The sequence below is a fragment of the Flavobacterium sp. ov086 genome (genome assembly GCF_900187965.1).
Classification (GTDB): domain Bacteria; phylum Bacteroidota; class Bacteroidia; order Flavobacteriales; family Flavobacteriaceae; genus Flavobacterium.
This window is the reverse complement of record NZ_FZNL01000002.1, coordinates 360,310-381,213: the sequence shown is the minus strand read 5'-3', so window position 1 is coordinate 381,213 and position 20,904 is coordinate 360,310. Positions and strand designations below refer to the sequence as shown.

At 32.6% G+C, this 20,904-nt stretch carries 12 protein-coding genes; 2 read left to right on the top strand and 10 right to left on the bottom strand.

What is annotated here, in order from left to right; all coding sequences use genetic code 11:
* Position 1: 1 nt before the first annotated feature.
* The 5 genes from CHB81_RS03520 to CHB81_RS03500 all read right to left on the bottom strand — a co-directional run bounded on the left by CHB81_RS03520 (position 2) and on the right by CHB81_RS03500 (position 6,675).
* Complete coding sequence (locus CHB81_RS03520; protein WP_089350501.1) at positions 2-952, bottom strand: type VI secretion system baseplate subunit TssG; 951 nt, start codon at positions 950-952, stop codon at positions 2-4.
* A gap of 225 nt (positions 953-1,177) precedes the next feature.
* Complete coding sequence (locus CHB81_RS03515; protein WP_176427482.1) at positions 1,178-2,335, bottom strand: SH3 domain-containing protein; 1,158 nt, start codon at positions 2,333-2,335, stop codon at positions 1,178-1,180.
* 387 nt (positions 2,336-2,722) lie between these two features.
* Positions 2,723-3,628 (bottom strand): hypothetical protein, encoded by a 906-nt coding sequence (locus tag CHB81_RS27045; RefSeq protein ID WP_217899711.1) that lies wholly within the window; start codon positions 3,626-3,628, stop codon positions 2,723-2,725.
* Positions 3,615-6,011, bottom strand: coding sequence for a peptidoglycan-binding protein (locus CHB81_RS03505; protein WP_089350499.1), 2,397 nt, complete (start codon positions 6,009-6,011; stop codon positions 3,615-3,617). Before CHB81_RS03505 ends, CHB81_RS27045 begins: the two co-directional genes overlap by 14 nt.
* Before the next feature lie 22 nt (positions 6,012-6,033).
* Positions 6,034-6,675, bottom strand: coding sequence for a C40 family peptidase (locus CHB81_RS03500; RefSeq protein WP_089350498.1), 642 nt, complete (start codon positions 6,673-6,675; stop codon positions 6,034-6,036).
* A gap of 443 nt (positions 6,676-7,118) precedes the next feature.
* On the opposite strand from CHB81_RS03500, the gene CHB81_RS03495 reads away from it, so the two are divergent.
* Complete coding sequence (locus tag CHB81_RS03495) at positions 7,119-8,174, top strand: PKD domain-containing protein (protein WP_089350497.1); 1,056 nt, start codon at positions 7,119-7,121, stop codon at positions 8,172-8,174.
* A gap of 5 nt (positions 8,175-8,179) precedes the next feature.
* Positions 8,180-10,648, top strand: coding sequence for an AAA family ATPase (locus CHB81_RS03490; RefSeq protein ID WP_089350496.1), 2,469 nt, complete (start codon positions 8,180-8,182; stop codon positions 10,646-10,648).
* A gap of 268 nt (positions 10,649-10,916) precedes the next feature.
* On the opposite strand, the gene CHB81_RS03485 is transcribed toward CHB81_RS03490, so the two are convergent.
* The 5 genes from CHB81_RS03485 to CHB81_RS03460 all read right to left on the bottom strand — a co-directional run bounded on the left by CHB81_RS03485 (position 10,917) and on the right by CHB81_RS03460 (position 20,881).
* Positions 10,917-12,437 carry a DUF5605 domain-containing protein gene (locus CHB81_RS03485; protein ID WP_089350495.1) on the bottom strand — a complete coding sequence of 507 codons (1,521 nt, stop codon included), beginning with the start codon at positions 12,435-12,437 and terminating at the stop codon, positions 10,917-10,919.
* Positions 12,438-13,433: 996 nt separating this feature from the next.
* Positions 13,434-14,807 carry a DUF4302 domain-containing protein gene (locus CHB81_RS03475; RefSeq protein ID WP_089350493.1) on the bottom strand — a complete coding sequence of 458 codons (1,374 nt, stop codon included), beginning with the start codon at positions 14,805-14,807 and terminating at the stop codon, positions 13,434-13,436.
* A gap of 44 nt (positions 14,808-14,851) precedes the next feature.
* Positions 14,852-15,709, bottom strand: coding sequence for a putative zinc-binding metallopeptidase (locus tag CHB81_RS03470; RefSeq protein WP_089350492.1), 858 nt, complete (start codon positions 15,707-15,709; stop codon positions 14,852-14,854).
* 15 nt (positions 15,710-15,724) lie between these two features.
* Positions 15,725-17,200 carry a RagB/SusD family nutrient uptake outer membrane protein gene (locus CHB81_RS03465; protein ID WP_176427481.1) on the bottom strand — a complete coding sequence of 492 codons (1,476 nt, stop codon included), beginning with the start codon at positions 17,198-17,200 and terminating at the stop codon, positions 15,725-15,727.
* A gap of 12 nt (positions 17,201-17,212) precedes the next feature.
* Positions 17,213-20,881 carry a SusC/RagA family TonB-linked outer membrane protein gene (locus CHB81_RS03460; protein ID WP_089350490.1) on the bottom strand — a complete coding sequence of 1,223 codons (3,669 nt, stop codon included), beginning with the start codon at positions 20,879-20,881 and terminating at the stop codon, positions 17,213-17,215.
* Between the last annotated feature and the right edge of the window lie 23 nt (positions 20,882-20,904).

The following is a 20,904-nucleotide window of genomic DNA, read 5'->3' as shown; positions in this document are numbered from 1 at the left end:
TTTATATTCTTGTTGTATAGCCCAACACTGGTTCTCTATTAAAATTAAATGCTTCTATTTCCTGATCCATTACTAAAATGGTTTTAATCTCAACTTCCATTGGAAAAAAATGCTCGTAAAAACAATCTATAAACAGTTTCACTTCTCCGTTATGGATATAATTTTCAAAAGATTTATTGGTGATTGGTCCAATCTCAATTGTTACATTCATCGAATAATCCATGTAATTATTTCCGCAGATTAAGTCGACCCCCAATCTGTTTTCTCCCAAAGTAATTTCCTGACTCTCATCACTGTATTCTTTAGAACTTGTTATTGTATATTGTACTTTTTCTTCTATTATACTTGACAGACAATTGCTTGCCAAATTAATATCTCCTACAATCTGATAGGCGTAGGGTAGAAGCTGAATAAATTTGGACACCAAAACCGCCGGATAATTTTGTGACAATCCCCAAAAATCATAAAAAAAATCAAGCGGTTTACTTCCGTTTAACTTGTATAAAAAATCCCTCTCAACGCCTTCTATTTTAGTTCTGTAATTAAATATCTCATCTTCAAAAGGAACAAAAAAAGCGCGCGCTTCTGCTTCCTGCTTTTTCTGATGTTTGTGCTCTTTAATCATCTGGTGTACTGATTTCTCAGCATTGTTCTCACTTAGACTATGTACAAAGCCTTCCGGAAGTACATCATACATACTATCTCTGGACAAGAGAAGGCTCAGATATTCTTGCTTATCGTAATTATTATCCTGAATTATTACTCCTAAAACATCTTTTCGATAAGCTCTGGAGAATTGCCCCTGATTAGAAACCGTAATTCCATCGGGCGAAATCTCGCCGCTTTTGATAAGTTCATTGGCAATTATCTCGGCCCTGACATCATAGGAAATACTTTCAATTTCCTTTACTAGATCTTCAAGGCTTTTCTTATTTTTTCTTTGTGTCTTCATTGATTCGTCCTGCACCTATATACCGTAATTGAAAATACTCGTCATTGATTTTTTTGATCAGGCTTTTGGAAATATTTCCGAAATGATTGTTTTAACTTCTATTTTATCTCTTTAGAAATTTCGTCATCTAACAAGAATATTTCATTTTCGCTAACTGAGGCTTTTCTTTTCAATACGCAAGGAACTTAATGTAATGTTGTCTCTAAAATTTAACAAACAATTAATTTATTCAGATTTTATTTTAGATTTATATATATATCCTTTATTACCTGAATTTGTCTGTACTAACCACCAATCTCCGGAATTATCAAGTACTTCAATTTTTTCTCCAGATTTAACTTTTTCAACTATTATAGATGTACTATTCTTTTCCTTTCTTAGATTAGTATAACCATCAGCATCTTGGATTTTATAAGTAATATTATTATTAGAAGAATTAGGATCTTCTCCATATAAGTTTTCAACATACTCTTTTAATCTTTTATGTTGAAAAAAATCATTTTTTATTAAAAATTGTTTATATGAACTATTACTGTTTAATTTATATTCAATATCTCCTGAAATACCAACTTCTAATTCCTTTTCAAATAAAACTGCAATAGTTTTATCAGGATTTAAAATTTGATTTTGATTTTTACTAATAAATTCAAGGATATTATTAATTCGTGAAAAACCATCTCCTTCTTTTGCATACGAAAGATCTTCTGTCATTCCATGATAGCTATATTCTACAATTTTTTCTAAAACATCTTCTCTAATTTTATATTGATTATCTGTCTTGTCAAAAATTAAATTTTTAAATTCTTCAAAACTTTTATAGTTATATTTTTCTAAAACAAACTTTGCAATTTGATCATCTTTAACATAGCCATATAATATTACTAAATCTTTTAAGGATTCCGGATATTTTGCTTTTAGCAATTGAAAAGAAACTTTAGAATTGTAAAAAACATAATCATTATAATAAAATAAAAATTCTTCATTGATGAAATCATTTTGTTCAAATTCCTCATCCTGAATAAATATATAATTATCATTTTTAATAACTATTTCTGGAAACATAGCGTTTCTTAAAGCCAATATTTTATTATTATACCTATTAATATCAAATTTATAAACCTCATCAATTTTCTTATTAAATATCAAATTATCAGGAAATCTAAATCCTCTTTTTGATAAAGCTATTTTTCCTTTGTCAATATACTTCTTAGGTAAAGTATCATAATTAAATTTTTTACCATCACCTTCATCAGAGATATTGTATGGGGCTTCACTTAAAATATTCATGCTTTCTATATTTTTACTTTGTTTTTTATCTTCCAATTTATCTTTACATGAAATAATACATAATGATAATATGATAATAAATATTTTTGATTTCATAATTAGGTTTTGATTTATATTCCTTTCCATTTTTTTGTACCATATTCTTTATTGCTCCAAACAGATTCTTCAACTTTTCTACTTTCAACAATAAATCTCACCGGCCTATTATCTCCAATAGACAAATCGGGTATGTTTTCAATAAAGTCTGCAATTGGCTGCTTATTTTTCCCTGAATTAAATGTAAAACAACCAACTGAAAATCTAGGACAATATTGATGAAGTGCTACACCACCTCTCTCTCCCCCGCTACCGCACGAATCCTTTCGTGTGGTCGTTCTGTTTAAACTTTTTTTTAAATCACTAACTCAAATCACAATAGAAAAGCCTATAAAATGCTAACATAGAAATACTTAACTTTAATTAGTATACGTATCGAGGGAAATACTATTCTTTTTTTACTATTTTTCCATCATTTATTAAAATATAACTAACTGATGTGGTATCCTCAGAACTTCTAGTTTTGACTACAATATTATATTGCTGATCTATCGAAAATAATGTCACTTCTTTATCATTGATATTTTCTGGTTCGTACCATTCTCCTTCAACATACAAGTCTCCTACAACGGTATTATTTTTAATAGTTAGTAGATAATATCTATAATTAAAATCTCCACAATCTTGTGGTACTAAAATAACATTAACATTATCCTTATTTGGCAGGGATAAATATCTAAGCTTATCTTTCCCACAATTGTATTTTTCAATTCCTTTAATAGAATTACAGTTAAGAAAATTATATTTCACTGTATGTATGTTAATCGATTGATTATATGGTAATTTGAAATTACTTGGTTTAATGCAACTATTTTCTGGTTTATCATTAAGATTAACATCATTATTAAGAGCTATTTTTTTTCCAAAATTTTTAAAAGAATCCTGAGCATCAGGCATAAGTGTTTTTAAAATATTTTCACCTTTTCCTTCTAATTTTATACTATCTAATTCGTTGTTTTTATCATAATAAAAAATATAAGTCTCAAAATAGGTATCTGATAATACTTCATCAATATACATTTTTACATTAAACTTCACTTTTATTGTTGTAATATATTTTAAAACATATTCTGGAGTGTAGTTCATGGCACAACCTGATCCACAACTTATAACAAATGTTTCATTAGCATAATCTTTTGCAATATTTAATGTTGTTGAAACATCTTCTTGCTCTTTTAGGTTTGCGGTGTCTTTTATAATAATTGTATCTTCTTTTCGATCATTTTTTTTGCATCCTATTATAAATATTGACAATAATAGTATAGAAATTATAATTTTTTTATTTGTTTGCATTTTTTGAGTTTATTAATGTTTCTTTAATTTGTTCAGGACTAATATGAGCCTGGTTTAGGCCATCACCAGCATAATATGATTCTCCTCCTTCAGCATATCTTTCAATGGTAACTATATTGTCTCCTTCTTTAACTTTCTTATCACTTATACGTTTTCCTTTCTCCACACCGATGCTTGCCCATTCTTTTGCTGAATCATACATTGCATCTTTAACTTCTCCATTTCCTTCAAGATAGACTATGATTTTAGGCCTCTTAAGCTTAATCAGGTATTCATCGAAAATTTTATCTTGCATTTCTTCATTTAATTTAAGATTTACATCCAAACTTAAACGAGTAACTGCATCATTTATAGTAATAGGAATTAATTGATATCTACCAACAGCAAAAACATCTCTATTTGCTTGTTTATCTTGAATTTCTTTAATAGTGAGGTCTATTACTCTTATATTATCGATTACCTTCAATCCTCCTTTAGTTTGATTACATTTATTATAATTATCACCTGATTCATGCTTGGCAATTAAGTTTCCAAATTCGCTATGTGCCCACTTATATTTGTTAAGGACTGTATTATTATCATCATTTTTTTTGGATCCTACTAAACAGTTACAAGTATCTTTAAAACCTAAGTCTTTTGCTAATTCTACAATACTTTTACCATTTAATTCAATTAGACTCTTTATAAAATATTCATTTTTTAGATATTCTGCTGAAAATTCCCTAACATCAACATGAACCCACGAAAGAGCACCTTTGGAAGTTGATTCCAGATTAAAAATGTTTTGCTGCCCTTTTTTCCAATCCCATTTTGCGCCCAAATATTTATTAAAAATCTTTTCTCTTATTTTTTCAACATCAGCAACAGTTCTTGCTCGTCTTCCTGTATCAAGATAATTATAATGGATATCTAAAGCTTTTCCACAATGATTTGTTGTTTTTGTAGATATATAAATAGGATGATTGTGACATCTATAACCAGAGTCTACCCATTTTGTCTTATAATTTAATTGTTTATCTCGATTTATATAAAAAATAGATGCCCGATAAGCACAAACTAAACTTCTATGAATTCCTGGATATTCATACTTTCTATAGGGTTCTTGAACTGAACTACTCTGATATTGTTCACTGTTCCTTCCTTTTCCATAGCCGTTACATGTACCACATTTACATTTTATTTCTTCAAAATTTATTGGATATTTCGCTTGAAACTCATCAATAGCTCTCAATACATTCCCGCAAATTTTACCAGTTTCAGAAACTTGCATGTAATCTCGTTGAAATTGTTTGATCATTTTTTCTGTGCGGTCTGTAAATTTATCAGTAGGGACATTACCTCCAAAACCCGCCAGACGAATATTAATTTCTCTTATTAATTCACTACTATCACCTTTCTTAATGCAGTATTTCTCTCCACAACTTACTCCGTTCTCCTGCTCTTTATCAGGCATAAAAACTTTAGCAAGACTATTCACAACCTCAATAGGATCTGGTAGAATCATTGGTATGGCTTTTAGCACTGTTTCGCTCCAATCATAAATTGTCCCGCTTACAGGTTCTTTAATTCCTTTTTCCTCTTTTTTAGATTTTCCTTTTGTTTCTGCTGGTGCAGCAGGTCTTGGTTTAACAGGTTTTTGGGCAGCGGGTTTTGAATCGGTTGTTTTATGATCTGGATTTATAACATTAATATTATTACTGCTTACTGTTTTTTGCCTAAATACTTCTGCTGTTACATAATACTCGTGTGTTTTTCCTTCGCTTTTATCGCCTTTTGCAACTTGAGCATTTGCCATTTTGGCAAAATCAACGGCTAATTTAAATTTAACGTTTGCAATACCATTCGATACCAGCTCAGATTTTGTTACGGCTTTATTATTTTTATTTATTTGGCTATGCCCTGCGCCAGGAGCATCATCTTCCCATAAAGTAACATGTACAGCACAATTATCAAGATTGGTGCAATGTACTCTTGCGATTACGGTCTGGTTATAAGCAAAGGGTTTTGTCTGCAAATTTCCTAAAGCATCACAAAGTTCAACTTTTACTATTTTGCGTTCTATAGTGTCAATTGGTTTAATATCGAGTATTGCTTTTTCTTCACCCAATTGGGCAACAATGCGGATACCTTTTCTTTTTAAACTCTTTTCTGTAAAAGTATAATTTGCTGTAGGTCCGGTTTTATTGTTTTTTTCCTTTAGGTTCCATTTTCCATATTCGAGTATATACGCAGACCATTTAACCTGTTCTGTAAACGGATTATTTTCGGTAGCAACTGTTTGTCCCGGTAAGAAGCTCTCAGGAAGAATAGAGTTACTTACGGTGTAAATTACTTCTTTTCCTACTTCGGGATTTGGGTTTCCTATTATTTTAAAATTTGACATACTCTTTTATTTAAAATACTTCTTATTTTTTCTTTGTGTCTTCATTGATTCGTCCTGCGCCTATATACCGTAATTGAAAATATTCGTCATTGAAATTATATATTGCCAATCCTTTATCGGTACAGGCAAGGATTCTGTCATTGTGCAGGTATAAACCAACATCGGATATTGGATGGTCTTTATCGTACCTGAAAAAAACCAAATCTCCTTCTGCTAAAAAAGCGCGTCCCGTAAAAATCTGAATCGATTTTGATTTCCACATTCCTGCAGGATCTTTAGGAAGTGTTACCTTATATACATCACTATACAAAGACTGTAAAAAATGAGAACAGTCGATTCCATTTTTAGAAAAACTTTTTTCTTTATAAGGTGTATTGATCCAGGGATCTATATAAGCATACAATTTGTAATTTGTAATTTTATTTGGCATTACTGCCAGTACTATTGAATACTTTTCCTTTAAGGCCAAAAGAGCGTCACTTAGATTTTCTGAATTGTCATTTACAACTGTTTTGTTCTTTAATCCTGTTTCTTCCATTTGGGATTGCTTTTTTAACAGATCCAAAGAATAATCATATTTGAAAGGAATCTGAGAGATGTATTTTTTACTGCTGCATCCCAGGCATAATAGCATTGCCAGTACTGATAAAACTATTTGCTTCATAGAAAATCTTACTTATTTATATTACCGTTATATTAAAAGGATAGCTTCGTGTAAATTTCAATTGCATGAAAATTATGTGAAGCCAAAAAGCGAACTATATCGATTTCATTTTTTAAAAAAAAATCTACTGCATTTTATGCCAAAATAGTTACTCCCTAAAAGTATTTCGAAATTCTTACAAAATACAGCCTCAATAAGTCATAAAAACAACAGAATAAGTCTTTTGTTTTATATTCTGTTCGGTCTTTTGTCAAAATCATTTTACATCAAAAAACACAAAGCGCTATAAGTCAATCTGCTAACAAAAAAATACCGTCTGATCTGGTTTTTTAACACGATTTACTCTCCTATCTACATCGTTTTCTTTGTTCTTTTTTAGAGTATTTTTGTATTACTATTCTTAAATTAATCATCATCCGATTTATTAAAAATTCAAACCAGAAATGAATAAAAAAAATATTGATATTAAGGTTATCCTTTTCTTTGCTGTCTTATTGTTAATTGGAATTACAGCCTTTATAATCCAGTTCTTTAATCACGTAGATTGTGAAGATGTGAAGTTTTACATTTTCTCTGATCATTCCCAAAGCGAGGAATCAATCGAGTTTTATGATAAGACCCATAATGCAAAATCCTGGGAATGGGATTTTGGAGACGGATCTGCTCCTGATAAAAGACAGCATACTTTTCATGTGTATAAAAACCCGGGGAAATATAAGGTAACACTAACCATAAATAAGGAGTGCGTACATACCAAAGAGCTTATTCTTAAAGATAAATTTGCAGCTGATAAATTCGGAACCCCACAAATTATCGTTTCTAAAATTATTACAGCCGGACAGCCTACTTATTTTGACTCCAGATCAGAAGGTGCCAAAACATGGGAATGGGCGTTTGGAGAAAACAGAAAAGGTATCGATGAAACTTCACCAAACCCCGTATATACATTCTCGACACCCGGTGAAAAAACAATTACACTGGTTGTAAACGGGGATTTTAGCCGTGTTGCCAAAAAAGTCATTTATGTGCACCCAAGAGTAATAAAAAAAACGAATCCATTGGATGTAACGGCTTATGTGTACGAGAAAAATGCGGAAGCGTTTGCCCTGCCGAGAGGCTCTGTAAAAAAAGATCCGCTTGAAGATATGCTGCAATATGTTCCTGTAGCTCCAAAAACAAAAACTCAAAAAGACAGTATCGCCGCCATTAAAAAAGCACCAAAAATATCCGAAGATCAATTTGAGATTTTACTTGGCAAAGTAGCCGAAGGGAGTAAAGTAAAAGATGATTTTTCTGAATTTTTATGTGATGATCTTGAAATCCCAATTGTCAAAAACGATAAAGATTTATTGACATTTGCCCAATTATGTGCTAATATAAAAGGTAAAAAGATTAAAATAGAATCGATACGACTCAACAAGGATAAAACCAACAATTGTATCAAAGGAATGTCGATAAACTATAAGGTAAAAAAATACCTGATTTGGGTAAAAGATTAAAGATTATGGAACAAGAACAAAATATTTTCAGCACTGAATTATTAAGCGCTTTTGAAATTGCCAGAAAAATTGCCAAAAGCAATTCAAATAAATACTACTCAGCTGCTCATTTACTAAAAGCTATTTTAAACAGGGACTTATCTCTTTTAAAACAGCTTGAGGCGATGGGTAAAGATGTTTATTATCTTGATGAATGGGCAGAAGTGAGAATGGAAGACGAGCCTAAAACAAGTCAGGTATTAAACGCTGAACCCAGCGATGTAATTGATGAAATTATCAGGGAAGCAGAATCTGTTAGAACTATTTTAAATGAAGATGAAATTAGTCTTTATGCCATTATCGTGGCTTTAAGTTCGCCCGGAGTAGGTTTTAATTTCGATCAGATGAAAACTTATCCTATATCTCGAAATGAATTACTCGAAGATCAAACCATTATACCTCAGAATAACAACAATAATGTTAAGCATGAGGTTAAAAAAGGCTTTTTGGGTAAATACTGTATTCATAAAAACCTTGAGAAAAAGAACAAAAGGATTATGGCTATTGGCCGAGAGACTGAGTTAAACACGATAAAAGAAATTCTTTGTCGGTTCTCTAAGCCTAATGTGCTCTTAATTGGTGATCGTGGTATTGGTAAATCAATATTGATTGATACACTTGTTCAGAATGTAATAGCAAATCAGGTTCCTGATGCTTTAAATAAAGTACAGCTTTTTGAACTGGATTTATCGTCTTTGATAGCCGGAGCTTCTTATAAAGGCGAAATCGAAGATCGTTTAAAGAATTGTATTCAGGAACTGAGACAGTTCCCTAAAGCCATTCTTATCATTGAAGAAATTCATACACTGCTCGATAAAAACGGAGGAGATTCCGGGGTTTCTAATGTTTTAAAAGGCGAACTTGCAAAAGGACTAAATATTATTGCGACTTCTACCATCGACGAATATACCAAAAGAATTGAAAAAGAACAAGGTTTATCAGGCATGTTTGAGATTGTAAAACTGGAAGAATCTAATGATGATACTTTGTTCCGAATGATTCGGGAATCTATTAAAACCTATCAGGAACATCATAAGATTCAAATAGACGACGAAACTATTTCAGAATCAATTCGTTTATCCAGAAGGTACTTAAAAGAAAAAAGCCTACCGGAATCAGCCATAAATCTTATCGATCACACCATGTCGGTTTTAAAAACATCGGGAGAAACATTTTTAAAAGAGAAACAATCTTTACTTGACAAACTAAATATTTTAAAGCAAAATGAAGCCGGTTTATCTGAAGAACAACTAATAAAAGAATGTAACTGGTTTTTGACTGATTTGGTCAATAAAACAACCTTTTTAATGGTTGTTGAGGAGCAAAACGATGTTAAAACTTTTGAATCTTCTGACTCCATTTTAAGCCATATTGAGAGCCTGATAAACACTCTTGAGAAAAGAGCGTTAGACAAACGTGTGCATATCGAAGCGTTTGATTTGTCTCTTATTATTGCTCAAAAGACAGGTATTCCTGCCGGAAAACTTAAAGAAGAAGAAAAGCAGAAACTGAATAATATTGAGGAAGTTTTAAGCCAAAGGGTAATTGGTCAGGATCATTGTATTGCAACAGTCGCAGGTTCTATTTTAGAGTCAAGATCAGGATTGAGTAAGGCAGGACAGCCTATAGCCTCATTCTTCTTTTTGGGTCCAACAGGAACCGGAAAAACAGAACTTGCTAAAAGTCTTGCTGAATTTCTTTTTCAGGATGAAAATGCCATTATCCGATTTGATATGTCCGAATTTAAAGAAGAACACTCGGCAGCATTGCTCTACGGTGCGCCTCCTGGGTATGTCGGGTATGAGGAAGGTGGGCTGCTAGTTAACAAAATCAGGCAAAAACCATATTCGATCGTATTGTTTGATGAGATAGAAAAAGCACATACTTCTGTTTATGATGTGTTTCTGCAGATTATGGACGAAGGGAAACTACATGACAGATTAGGAAAGGAAGGTGATTTCTCGAATGCTATTATCCTTTTTACTTCGAATATTGGTGCAAATCATATTGTTGAAACGTTTAATAACGGTAAAATTCCAACTTCAACTTCCATAATGGAAATTATGGGTAATTATTTCAGACCGGAATTTTTAGGGCGATTAACCGAAATTGTACCTTTTGCGCCAATCAGTAGAGAGAATGCCTTAAAAATATTCGAAATCCATCTTAAAAAAGAGTTTATGGATTTATTGAAAAATATTAATATCATTGTAGAAATCCCATTGGAAGCAAAACTTTATTTGGCTGAAAATGGATACAATGCCAAGTATGGGGCACGACCTATAAAAAGTATTATCCGAAGTCATTTAAGAAGACCATTAGCTAAGAAAATAATTTCGGGTGAAGTTAAGGATGGCGACAAAATGGTTGTAATTATTGAAAATGACGAGGTGAAATGGACTAAGGAAGAGGTATTTATAAATACTGATAATTAAAATTTTAAACTATTTTTATAAATGAAAAATAACCCTTTTACTTAGATCATTCATCATATTTCAGCTAAGAAATGTTCTTTTAAAATAACATTGCGTTTCGCAGGTATGCTAAGCAAACACTGCAAATCTTGCGAAAAAAAGTTCGACATTAGTTCGGGCGGGGCTACAAGACCACACAAATGAGAAAATAACTCATTTGTATGGTCTTTTTTATTTTGGAAGTTGTTGTATATCGAAAAAGATAATATTCACAATTACATTAGACGAATCACATTATTTTAGTGATGCGCAACGCTGTAAAAGATTTTTGTGGAAGTTGAATTAAACTTTTCCCACTAAATTCTCCCGTAACAGGCGTAATTGTCATATCCCATGCATTGATAATTTCAATTTTATATTTTGCATTTTCGGGTAAATATACAATTTGACTGCGTGACTGGTCTATATTAAAATAGTGTAGAAAATATTCATCTTTAAAAGCAACATATGAATACGGCACCCAAAATTCCGTATTGATGATTGGCGTTAAATATCCTGGGGCAGATTCAATTATATTTCTTAAAAACTTAATCCTTTCCTGGCTTTGCCCTTTGAGAACTCCCCCTTTAGACCACCACAAAATATCTTGAGATTCATATCCCCACTTAACGGGATTTTCAGTAACATAAGTTTCTCCATGCCCTACAAAGCCACCATTTACAACACCACGCCAAAATTTGTTCACCATCTCTTGAGCTGTTATATTTCCCCACGGCCAATTAATATTTCCTTCGTATCGGCATTCATCATAAACTATTGGTTTTTTATATTTTGACCTTAACTCCTTTGCTTTATAGGTGTCTTCATTTTGTATGCTCACATGTGTGATCAAGGGGTTTTCGTGGTCGTAGAGGTTAGATCCATTGTGTATTGAACGCAAGTGATTGTAGGGGTCTTTTTCGGCAAATAACTGAATAAAATGATTCCAATCATCTGTCTTCTTAGATTTCACATAATCATATTCATTAGCCAGACTCCACCAAACGTTTTTATAGGCAGCAAAGCGGGCAATAATATAATTGATATATAAATCATCGGTTTTTCTGTCCATTTTTTGAAACCCCCAACGGTCGTAAGGATGAAAAACAATTAAATCAGCTTCAATGCCAAGTGAATCCAATTGTGCTATCCTTTTCTCAATATTCTGAAAATATAAAGGGTTAAATTTCGTGTAATCCCAATCTGTTAAAGGCTTTCCTTCAAAAGGATACAAGAGTGGCTCGTTTTTATTCCAATCGTAGTCTTTAGGAAAAATACACATACGCATTTTGTTGAAATATCCATTAGCAAGGGTTTTCAATGTTGATTCGGCAAGACTATCTCCTTGATGAACCCATGCATAACAGGTCGTCCCAAAAGGGTAATATGGTTTATTGTCTGAATAAGCAAAATTAAAAGTATCTTTCACTACTACTTGTCCGTGATTGCTATCGGTGTTTGAAAAACATTCAAATTTACCTTTTTTATTATTAAGTGACTTTAAATTGCTTGATGTGATATAGGTCCATGAACCTGCCACTTGTGGCATAAAACGGATTTTATATATCCCATTTCCATCATAAAAGCCTGAAACTATTTTTATATTCTCACCATTTGTAAATTTAGCACTTAGTTGTACATCAGTGAACGGATTACCTTTTGAGTCACTATTAAGAATAATTTCATAAATACGCCATTTTTCAATTTTATTTTGAGCCGAAATACTCAAAAAAGATAAAGAGACTGTCAATAGTAGTATTAATCTACGCATAATTGTAATTGTTTAATAAATATGTAAATCGAAAATTCTTTCTAAAATAATTGCAAGATTGCTCCGGTTTTCCATGCTTGCCTGTAACGTTCTGGTACTACTGCGGGTTCGGGACTAAATTAAGCCATTATTCGGATTGCCACCCGAGCAACAGCGAATAGATGAAACAAATCATCCCAAATACAAAACCAACCACCATTAAGTCAATTTCCCCAATCCGTTGTAGTAGCTGTTGGCGGTTGCTTCTTTTTTTTTGAGTAGAATTTTCCAATCATTTTTTGGTCGTAATCATAGTTATTTTCATTTTGAAAATTTCCATTTAGATCTGGAAAAACGACTTGTAAATATTCTTAATAATTATTGTCATGCAATCAATAATTTTACCTGCAAACCTCATTAAAACTTCGTCATGCAATGGTATCCTTTTGTATCTAAAAGCTACCTTGTTTGTTAAATATAATGGTATCGACCAGACCATCGGATTTATAGTTAAAAACCTTTTGGCGACGAAGGACAGAAATATGGACTATAAAAAACTTCCCAAATCTATTTGATTTTGAAAGCTTTACTTTTTAGGGACAAAGACAAATGATTAAGAAATTTGTTGCTCTGGAAACTTTATGAGCATAGGTATACCTTATCAGAACTAATTCTCAGTTCTTGGAAATGTTCTTCCTCGTTCATATTGTACATTATATCACCTATTTTTGTTTTATAAAAAACCATTGCTATTTGTCGACTGTTTTTATATGAAAAAACCGCCTCAAATTTTGAATTGAGACGGCCTTCAGTAGGTATTATTGATTGTGGGATTGTTTGATCTCGCGTTTTACCGGACAAATAATGATATAACGCGGATCGTTTTGTATCAGAGTATAATTTTCATTATCAAGAGTGTTGGCAATTCATATTTAGGGAGTGCTTCCCCATTGAATCGGCAATGCCCTGACAACAAAATTCATGGTAACTTTCTTTACAAAGTGTGTATAATTAATTTTAAAGATTGTTGACAACCATTCTAAAATGAGTTGTTGTACTCGCAAAAGTATAGCCTCTATAACCCATAACCGGTACCTCTGTAAAATAAAGACCATTAGGATTCATAAATTCATCATCAAGTGCTTTTAAGAAAGATGGTCGTGAGATTGTTGGCCCTTCCGGAGGAGTCCCTGAGTCTCCTGCGGTAGCGGTACTTTTTTTCCAAACACCTGGGGTAAATGTAACAGTTTTGTTTACATCATCTGCTTTTATGGTGAAGTAGTGATAATATCTTTCTTCTGTTTGGTCGTCACCAGATCTGTATTCTATATAATTAGTCTCATCAGTATTATTAAACCAAAGCTGCGCTCTTACAAGTGGCACTCCACTGGCTTTCTCTATATCTTCTAATAATGATAAAAATAATGCAGAGTTTGGTCCTTCAAATTCTGTAAGACGATACTCATAAGCATAGACATTATTTCCGCCTCCGGGTAATAGCAATTTATAATCATCTGTTACTATCACAGGTTTTTTACTGTATTTAATTGTAGCACTCACTCCATTTGTACCGGTTGCAGTAAAATCTCCAGTACTGTCATCATAAATAAATTCGGTTAATTGCTGGTTGTTGACTTCTAAAGCCGGACTTACAATAATACCTGTTTTTGTGAAAGCAATACCCATATTATAACTTACACTGTAATCCTCTTCTCCAGAATTTGCAGTTGCAAATCGAGCTCTTGAAGCATAATTAAAGTCCAATTTATGAATCTCTGTACCATCATTAATTTCTAATAATCTAAAAAGAGGGCGCTTATCTGAACCTATTACATTTTGAGCCATCTTTGTGTTTAGTTCGAGATCTGTCCAATCTTCGGCTGTTGCTTTTACGAAGCGTAATTCTTGAAAACCACGATTGGTTTTAAAAATAATCTCACCATTTTCCTGTCCGTAATATAAAAATTGAAAATCTCCTTTGTATCCTCTACCTTTTAATCCCGCCGTAGGAGAATTATTTGAATCAGACAACAGGTGTATTCTGTTTTTGGTAGAGAACAATAAACTAACCGTACTTCCTACCTCAATACTGTAATCACTATTATAAATACTGGTATCGCTATCAAAATCAGAAGCCATAGCTACTCTTCCGTCTGCAGAAAATTTAAACAAATGTGTAAATCCGCCAAGTTGTGTATTATCCGTAAAATAAACTGCCTTCCATCCATATTCAGATGAGAGTAAGACATCATTAAGCTCTTTTTTCTGAATATTTAATCTTTCTGTTGGCATCTTATCAAATTTTTGTTCTGCTTCATTCTTGTCGCAGGCTCCTAATTGTGTTGCCAAAAAAGCAATAATCAGAAACTTAAATATATTTTTTATTTTCATAATGTTTTCTTTTTTAAGTTAACCAAATCTCAATTAGTTTAATTTTAATTTAGTACTGCATTAGTATTTTTTTCTGCTTCGTCTCTTAAAGCATAAAAATCCAAATTGAACTCTTTTTTGAAATATTCGACAATAACAGCTTCTTTGGCTCTTATCGCAGCAACAGCTGTCTCATTTTGAATACCTGCCAAAATAGCCTCATATTCATCTTTAGAATTAGTTAGCATCATAGATGCCATTTCAGCAAAATCCTCATTAATGTTCGATTTTGCATAAGCTGTAATAAATCCTTCTTCATTAGCCTCCTTATCTGAGGAAGCATACCAGTTTGCTGTGTAACCAAATGGTGTTATTTTTGCCATGGTTTTTTCATCATATGGTTTATGCTGATTCAAAATATGAATGTACTCATGCTGAATCGTATGGATAAATTGTTTTACGTTTTCCCTATCTTTCCGATCTACATTATCAGTTTCAAAAAGTGTTACTCTTTGCCCGCCTTCTGCCAAACCTAAAGTAACAGTTCCTGTTAAATCCAAATTCACTCCCCCAACCATTACAATTTCCCGTGGAGAAATTTTCTTTACGAAATCAGGACCGGCAATTGTTGCATAACTATCCAGCCATATTTTTTGTATAATTTCTAAAACAGGCTGTACTTTTTCTTTCTGGGGTGGATACAGGTAACGATTATTGTCAACGGCATTCTGGTTCCATTTATATTGAACATTTATATTATAGGGTTTTAAATAATTATCTATAATCCAATTATCTAACGCTGATTGAGGAGGATTTGTAACATCTAATTGGCTACCTGCAAGCTGATCCTCATGTGTACATCCCGAAAAAGCAATTGCAGCTATTGCTAAAAAAGTTATTGTGTATTGTTTTACTATTTTCATGTGCTTGATGTTAAATTATCTTGGATTTTTTTCGACACCATTTGTTGATGCCTGAAGTGGTATTTGTAATGCGCGGCGATTGTCATCTTTAGTTAAAATGTCTGTTGGCTCATTGTACGTTTCATGTTTAACCTCTAAATTAAATCGTTTAATATCAAACCATCTGTTGCCTTCCTGAACAAAGTCTTTCCTGCGTATTTCTCCTATAGCACTTATGTATGATTTTTGCAAATCAGTCAGAGTATAAAAAGGGGCATATTTACTTTGGATTGCAGGATATTTATTAACTATTAGTTTATCAGTTAAAATATCGGTTGTCGGATCATAATCCGCCGTTCTGGTTCCTATGAAATATTGCAATGCTGTTCTTGCCTCATCTATTCTGTTTGCCATCACAAGTGCTTCTATCCTATTCAAATAGCATTCATCATTACTGAATAATACTACTGCAATATATCCGTAACCAATACCTGCATTGGCATTTGTATATTTGAACTGTTCATTGAACTTAGGCACAAATGCTGTAATATTATTGTAACTTAAGGTTCCATAAAGCCATTCTTTATTAAAAACATTTGTTGCGGAACCCAAAATTTCATCTTGCCTGGCTAATGTAAGTTGAAACCTGTTTAGATAAAAAGACCTTGCATAATAAGACGTCATAGAAGCAATCAATAAATTTGTTTCCTGAGTTGGCTCTGCATAAACTCTTGATCGAGTATCATAATCAAGATTCAGATAAGATCCAAAATCTCTTAGTTTTCCATCCGGATTAGCTGCTAATTGATCTGTAAGTTCAATAACCCTGTCCCAATTTCCTTTTATTAAATAAAAACGTGATGCAAAAGCTTTAGCTGCCTCTTTATTAAAATGGAATTTTGGCTGACTGTATTCGTTTGTAACGTATTTTAAACCTTCTTCGATATCACTTTCCAAATAGTCAAAAACTTCCTTCATAGAATTTCTTTTGTATTTTTTGATCAATATATCTTCTGGTTTTCTTACATATGGTATTCCCAAATCTGTATCAGCAGTAGCCGGATCATAGCGCTTAGACCAAAAAGAAACTAACATAAAATGTGCATAAGCCCTTGCTATTAAGGCCTCTCCTTTCTGCGGATTTAGACTTGCCGGACTGCCTAGCTGCTCAATAGCATCAAGTGCTTTATTAGCATGGCCAATTGCATTATAACAAGCATTCCAATAATTGGCCTGGGTGTCCGTATCGATACTATTGTTCATTTCCCAGTTATAGTTTTCTGAATTTATAGTTCTAAATAATCCAGCATCACCACTATCAAAAACATTGTCAGTCATGGTTTCGGCAAACTCTGCATAACATGCATTTGGGTAAGCATTAACCAGCACTTCAGAAATTTTTTCAGGTGTATCTATTTGTGTCCTGTTATCAGGGGTTTCAGAAAGAAATTCATCACAACTACTAATACTTATAAGTGGTAACAATGTCAGTAGAATTTTTAATTTTTTCATACTTTTTATAGGTTATAATGAAACGTTTAGAGTAAATGTATATTGAGTTGTAATTGGTAATGCTACACCTCCTGCATTACGAAATTCCGGATCCTGACCGTTTAATCTTTTATCAGAATAAATTAATAATGGATTAACTGCTGATCCTTTTAATGTAAAATTTGTTACTCCTAATTTTTGTTTGAAAGCTTTCGGGAATTCCCAACTTAGAGATACATTCTTTAATCTGACAAAATCTCCATCTGCGATACGCACATCCGAAAAATTGTATGTGTTATAAGCAATTCCCAATGTTTTAGACTGAGCATTATAATTATTAATCAAAGCTTTATCTGCTATTACGGGTACATTAGTATTATTTTCATCTCCCGGATTAATCCAACGATTCGTAAAATCTTTTGTAAAAACAGTTAAGTCATTGTATTCGCTGGAATAAACAGGATTCAATCGAACTTTATTTCCTCCGGATGCAACGACAAAGACGTATAATGACCAATTTTTGTAAGTAAAAGTATTCGAAAGTCCAAAAGATTTATTAGGCTCTATTGAACCCTCATATTTTAGATACTTAGTTACATTTTCATTATCATAAAAATTTGCTCCGGCAATGTTATCCGATTGCCCATCTTTCATTACAAAAGTTGGTAAACCCTGATTGTTTAATCCTGTAAAATGATAAGAATACAGAGAGTTTCTTGGATGACCAATAGTATTTCCTCCTGTTCCTTCGATTAGATCAAAAGCTGATGCCTGGCTCGCTAACTTTGTAATTTTCTGATTATATACAGAAAAATTAAAATTGGTTGACCATTTAAAGTTTTCGGTAGTTATATTTCTAGAAGACAAACTAACTTCAAGACCTTTAGTTTCCATATCTGCATTATTACCTTGTTTCATTGTTTGTCCACCAATTCCAGATGTCATTACATAATCAACTAAATCAAAAGCTTTACGACTGTATATATCAGTTGTTAATTGTAGTTTGTTATTAAACACAGTAAGATCAAAACCTAAATTGGTTTCAAATTGTTTTTCCCAAGTTAAATTTTTGTTTTGTAATTGATCTATGCTAATCCCGGATTCTCTGTCGGCAAGATTTATACGATCAGTGATAAAACTTTTATAAATCGCTAATGAATTAGTAGCCGGTCCAGCCGTTGCGGTAAGTCCATAAGACGCTCTTAATGCTAAAGCATTTATAGATTCGATATCTTTCATGAAATTCTCTTCCTTCATGTTCCATTTACCACTAAGAGTGTAGGTTGGCAGCCAACGTGATGAGGTGTTATTACCCTGCCTGTTTGAACCATCATAACGTCCGGTAACTGATGCAGTATAACGTCGATCATAGGTGTACCCTGCTTTTCCAAAAAAACCTACCGTTCTTTCTCTCTCTTCATTAAATCCATAATAAGAACCTCCTTCGGTCATTGTTTTCTCCAATATTCTTGGATCTGTAAAACTAGTAAGACCTTTATCGTACTGTAGCCCATAAGCAGTAAAATTGTCGCTATTTCTATTTAAAGACCTTAGCTCAGTACCAAACAATCCTTCAAATTCATGTTTAAAATTAAAAGTACGTCTATAGTTGACGCTATTTCTTATATAATAGGAAGTCATATCGTCTGTAAATTTCCTTAACATCCCACCATTAGGAAGAACGGCAACTTTTGGAGCTGTTAAATCATTTGGATCCTGATATAAAAAAATATTCGCATCTCTGACAGCAGTTGTTTCCTCGGCATTATAAGCTCCTACTATATTTGAATTTTCAAGAATTTTATGTTCCCTGCCAGTGTTGGCATAACGTGCTGAACCCGCAAGATTATAAGTCAGGTAAGGATTAATTTTATATTCTAAATCCATTTGGAAACGAATATCTTTTACCTGAATTTCCATAAAATTATTTTTAAGTTCATTTAAAATATTAATAGGTGCCCAATTGCTCCTGTAATATTCCAAATCCCCATTATCATCGTAAGGCCTTAGAGTTCTATTTGTATTTAAGGCATATTTAAAAGGGTTAATATCAAAATTTCGGGTTGTCTTTCCATTATAGGTGTCTATTTCGCTATCATAACTTCCGGGAACACCCTGATCCCTTACAGAAGCTTGTGTAGTCAGCGTAATATTTAAGTCATCATTAATATAAAAAGTTCCTTTTAAATTCGATGAAAATTGTTTTACATGATCGGCAATACTCCAGCCCGGATCACTATAATAACCTAATGAAGCATACATTGTACTTTTTGCTCCTCCTCCCGAAAAACTCAGGGAATGATTTTGGGCAATCGAAGGTCTAAAAAGTACCTTAAACCAATCTGTATTGGCTAACTCATATTTTCTTAAAAAAGCATTACGTCCAGCAGGGTCATTACTTACTAAATAGCTGTTTGTTTCCGGAACATACGTATTAATTCCTCTTGCTAAAATATTATAAACACCTCCATAGCGCCCTTGTGCAGTTGAAGGCAGATCTAAAAATCCTTTTGCCTCCACTTCTTTCAAAACACTCATTGTTTCTTTTGAATTCAAAATATCATATTGGCTGTAATTAGGTGTTGCTCTAACTGTTTGTTCAGATGAATATGTAATCTTTAATGGAGAATCTTTTCGTCCTTGTTTTGTAGTTACAACTACAACTCCATTTAAAGATCTTGATCCATAAATCGAAGTTGCAGACGCATCTTTCAGGATTTCAATGCTCTGTATATCATTAGGATTAATTCCGGCAACAGAAGAACTTAATACTGTTGAAGAATTACCGGAAGCCAAATCAGATACAGACACGTTAATAATATCTTCCTGAACAACACCATCAATAACCCATAATGGTTTTGTATCTCCAAAAATTGAAGAAGATCCACGAATTGTAATTTTTGGTGTAGTACCAAAAGTTCCTGAAATATTCTGTATAGTAACCCCAGCTGCTTTTCCTTCTATCGCTCTGCTCATATCTGCTAATCCATCAACTTTAAGTTCGTCAATAGGAATCTTACTATATGCACCTGTAAAAGTTCTCTTCGAGGTTTTCTCATAACCTGTTATAACTACAATTTCTTTTAAAGTTTGCCCTTCTTCATTTAAAACAATTGTTGGGGAATTATTTTCTGTTCCAATTTCTTTGGTTTCCATTCCTACAAAAGAAACAACCAGTTGGTGACAATTCACTGGTACGTCGATCGAAAAAGTACCGTCAAAATCAGTTAAAACAACATTTTTAGTCCCTTTGGCAGTTACTGTCACCCCCGGCAGAGGTACTCCGTTTTGGTCCGTAACTTTTCCCTTAATAACAGGGTCAGCAACCTTATTTGTTTTTATATTATTCTGTAGAATAATCTGGTTGCTTATTTCTATATAATTAATATTGAGTGGTTTCAGAATTCGATTAAGAACACTTGACAATGTTTCCTGATGTGCCTCGATAGTGACTTTCTGAGTTAGTTGCGGCAATCTTGAATTATAAGAAAATTTCACACTTGCAGACTTTTCGAGTTTAGATAACACATTATCCAGACTTAAATTTTCAACTGCAATAGTAACTTTTGTATCTAATTTCCTTTGTCCATTTACACTGTTTGCCAGAGTAACACTTGAAAATAAAAGTGCTAAAACGAACTGAAATAGCGTTATTTTCGAGATTTGATAAATTAATCGTTGTTTACCAACTGATTTTTTCATAATTTTGATTTTGTTTTGATTAA

Excerpts from the sequence above, each read along its gene's own strand:
- CHB81_RS03520 (WP_089350501.1), bottom strand. The coding sequence starts at position 952 with ATGAAGACACAAAGAAAAAATAAGAAAAGCCTTGAAGATCTAGTAAAG.
- CHB81_RS03515 (WP_176427482.1), bottom strand. The coding sequence starts at position 2,335 with ATGAAATCAAAAATATTTATTATCATATTATCATTATGTATTATTTCA.
- CHB81_RS27045 (WP_217899711.1), bottom strand. The coding sequence starts at position 3,628 with ATGCAAACAAATAAAAAAATTATAATTTCTATACTATTATTGTCAATA.
- CHB81_RS03505 (WP_089350499.1), bottom strand. The coding sequence starts at position 6,011 with ATGTCAAATTTTAAAATAATAGGAAACCCAAATCCCGAAGTAGGAAAA.
- CHB81_RS03500 (WP_089350498.1), bottom strand. The coding sequence starts at position 6,675 with ATGAAGCAAATAGTTTTATCAGTACTGGCAATGCTATTATGCCTGGGA.
- CHB81_RS03495 (WP_089350497.1), top strand. The coding sequence starts at position 7,119 with ATGAATAAAAAAAATATTGATATTAAGGTTATCCTTTTCTTTGCTGTC.
- CHB81_RS03490 (WP_089350496.1), top strand. The coding sequence starts at position 8,180 with ATGGAACAAGAACAAAATATTTTCAGCACTGAATTATTAAGCGCTTTT.
- CHB81_RS03485 (WP_089350495.1), bottom strand. The coding sequence starts at position 12,437 with ATGCGTAGATTAATACTACTATTGACAGTCTCTTTATCTTTTTTGAGT.
- CHB81_RS03475 (WP_089350493.1), bottom strand. The coding sequence starts at position 14,807 with ATGAAAATAAAAAATATATTTAAGTTTCTGATTATTGCTTTTTTGGCA.
- CHB81_RS03470 (WP_089350492.1), bottom strand. The coding sequence starts at position 15,709 with ATGAAAATAGTAAAACAATACACAATAACTTTTTTAGCAATAGCTGCA.
- CHB81_RS03465 (WP_176427481.1), bottom strand. The coding sequence starts at position 17,200 with ATGAAAAAATTAAAAATTCTACTGACATTGTTACCACTTATAAGTATT.
- CHB81_RS03460 (WP_089350490.1), bottom strand. The coding sequence starts at position 20,881 with ATGAAAAAATCAGTTGGTAAACAACGATTAATTTATCAAATCTCGAAA.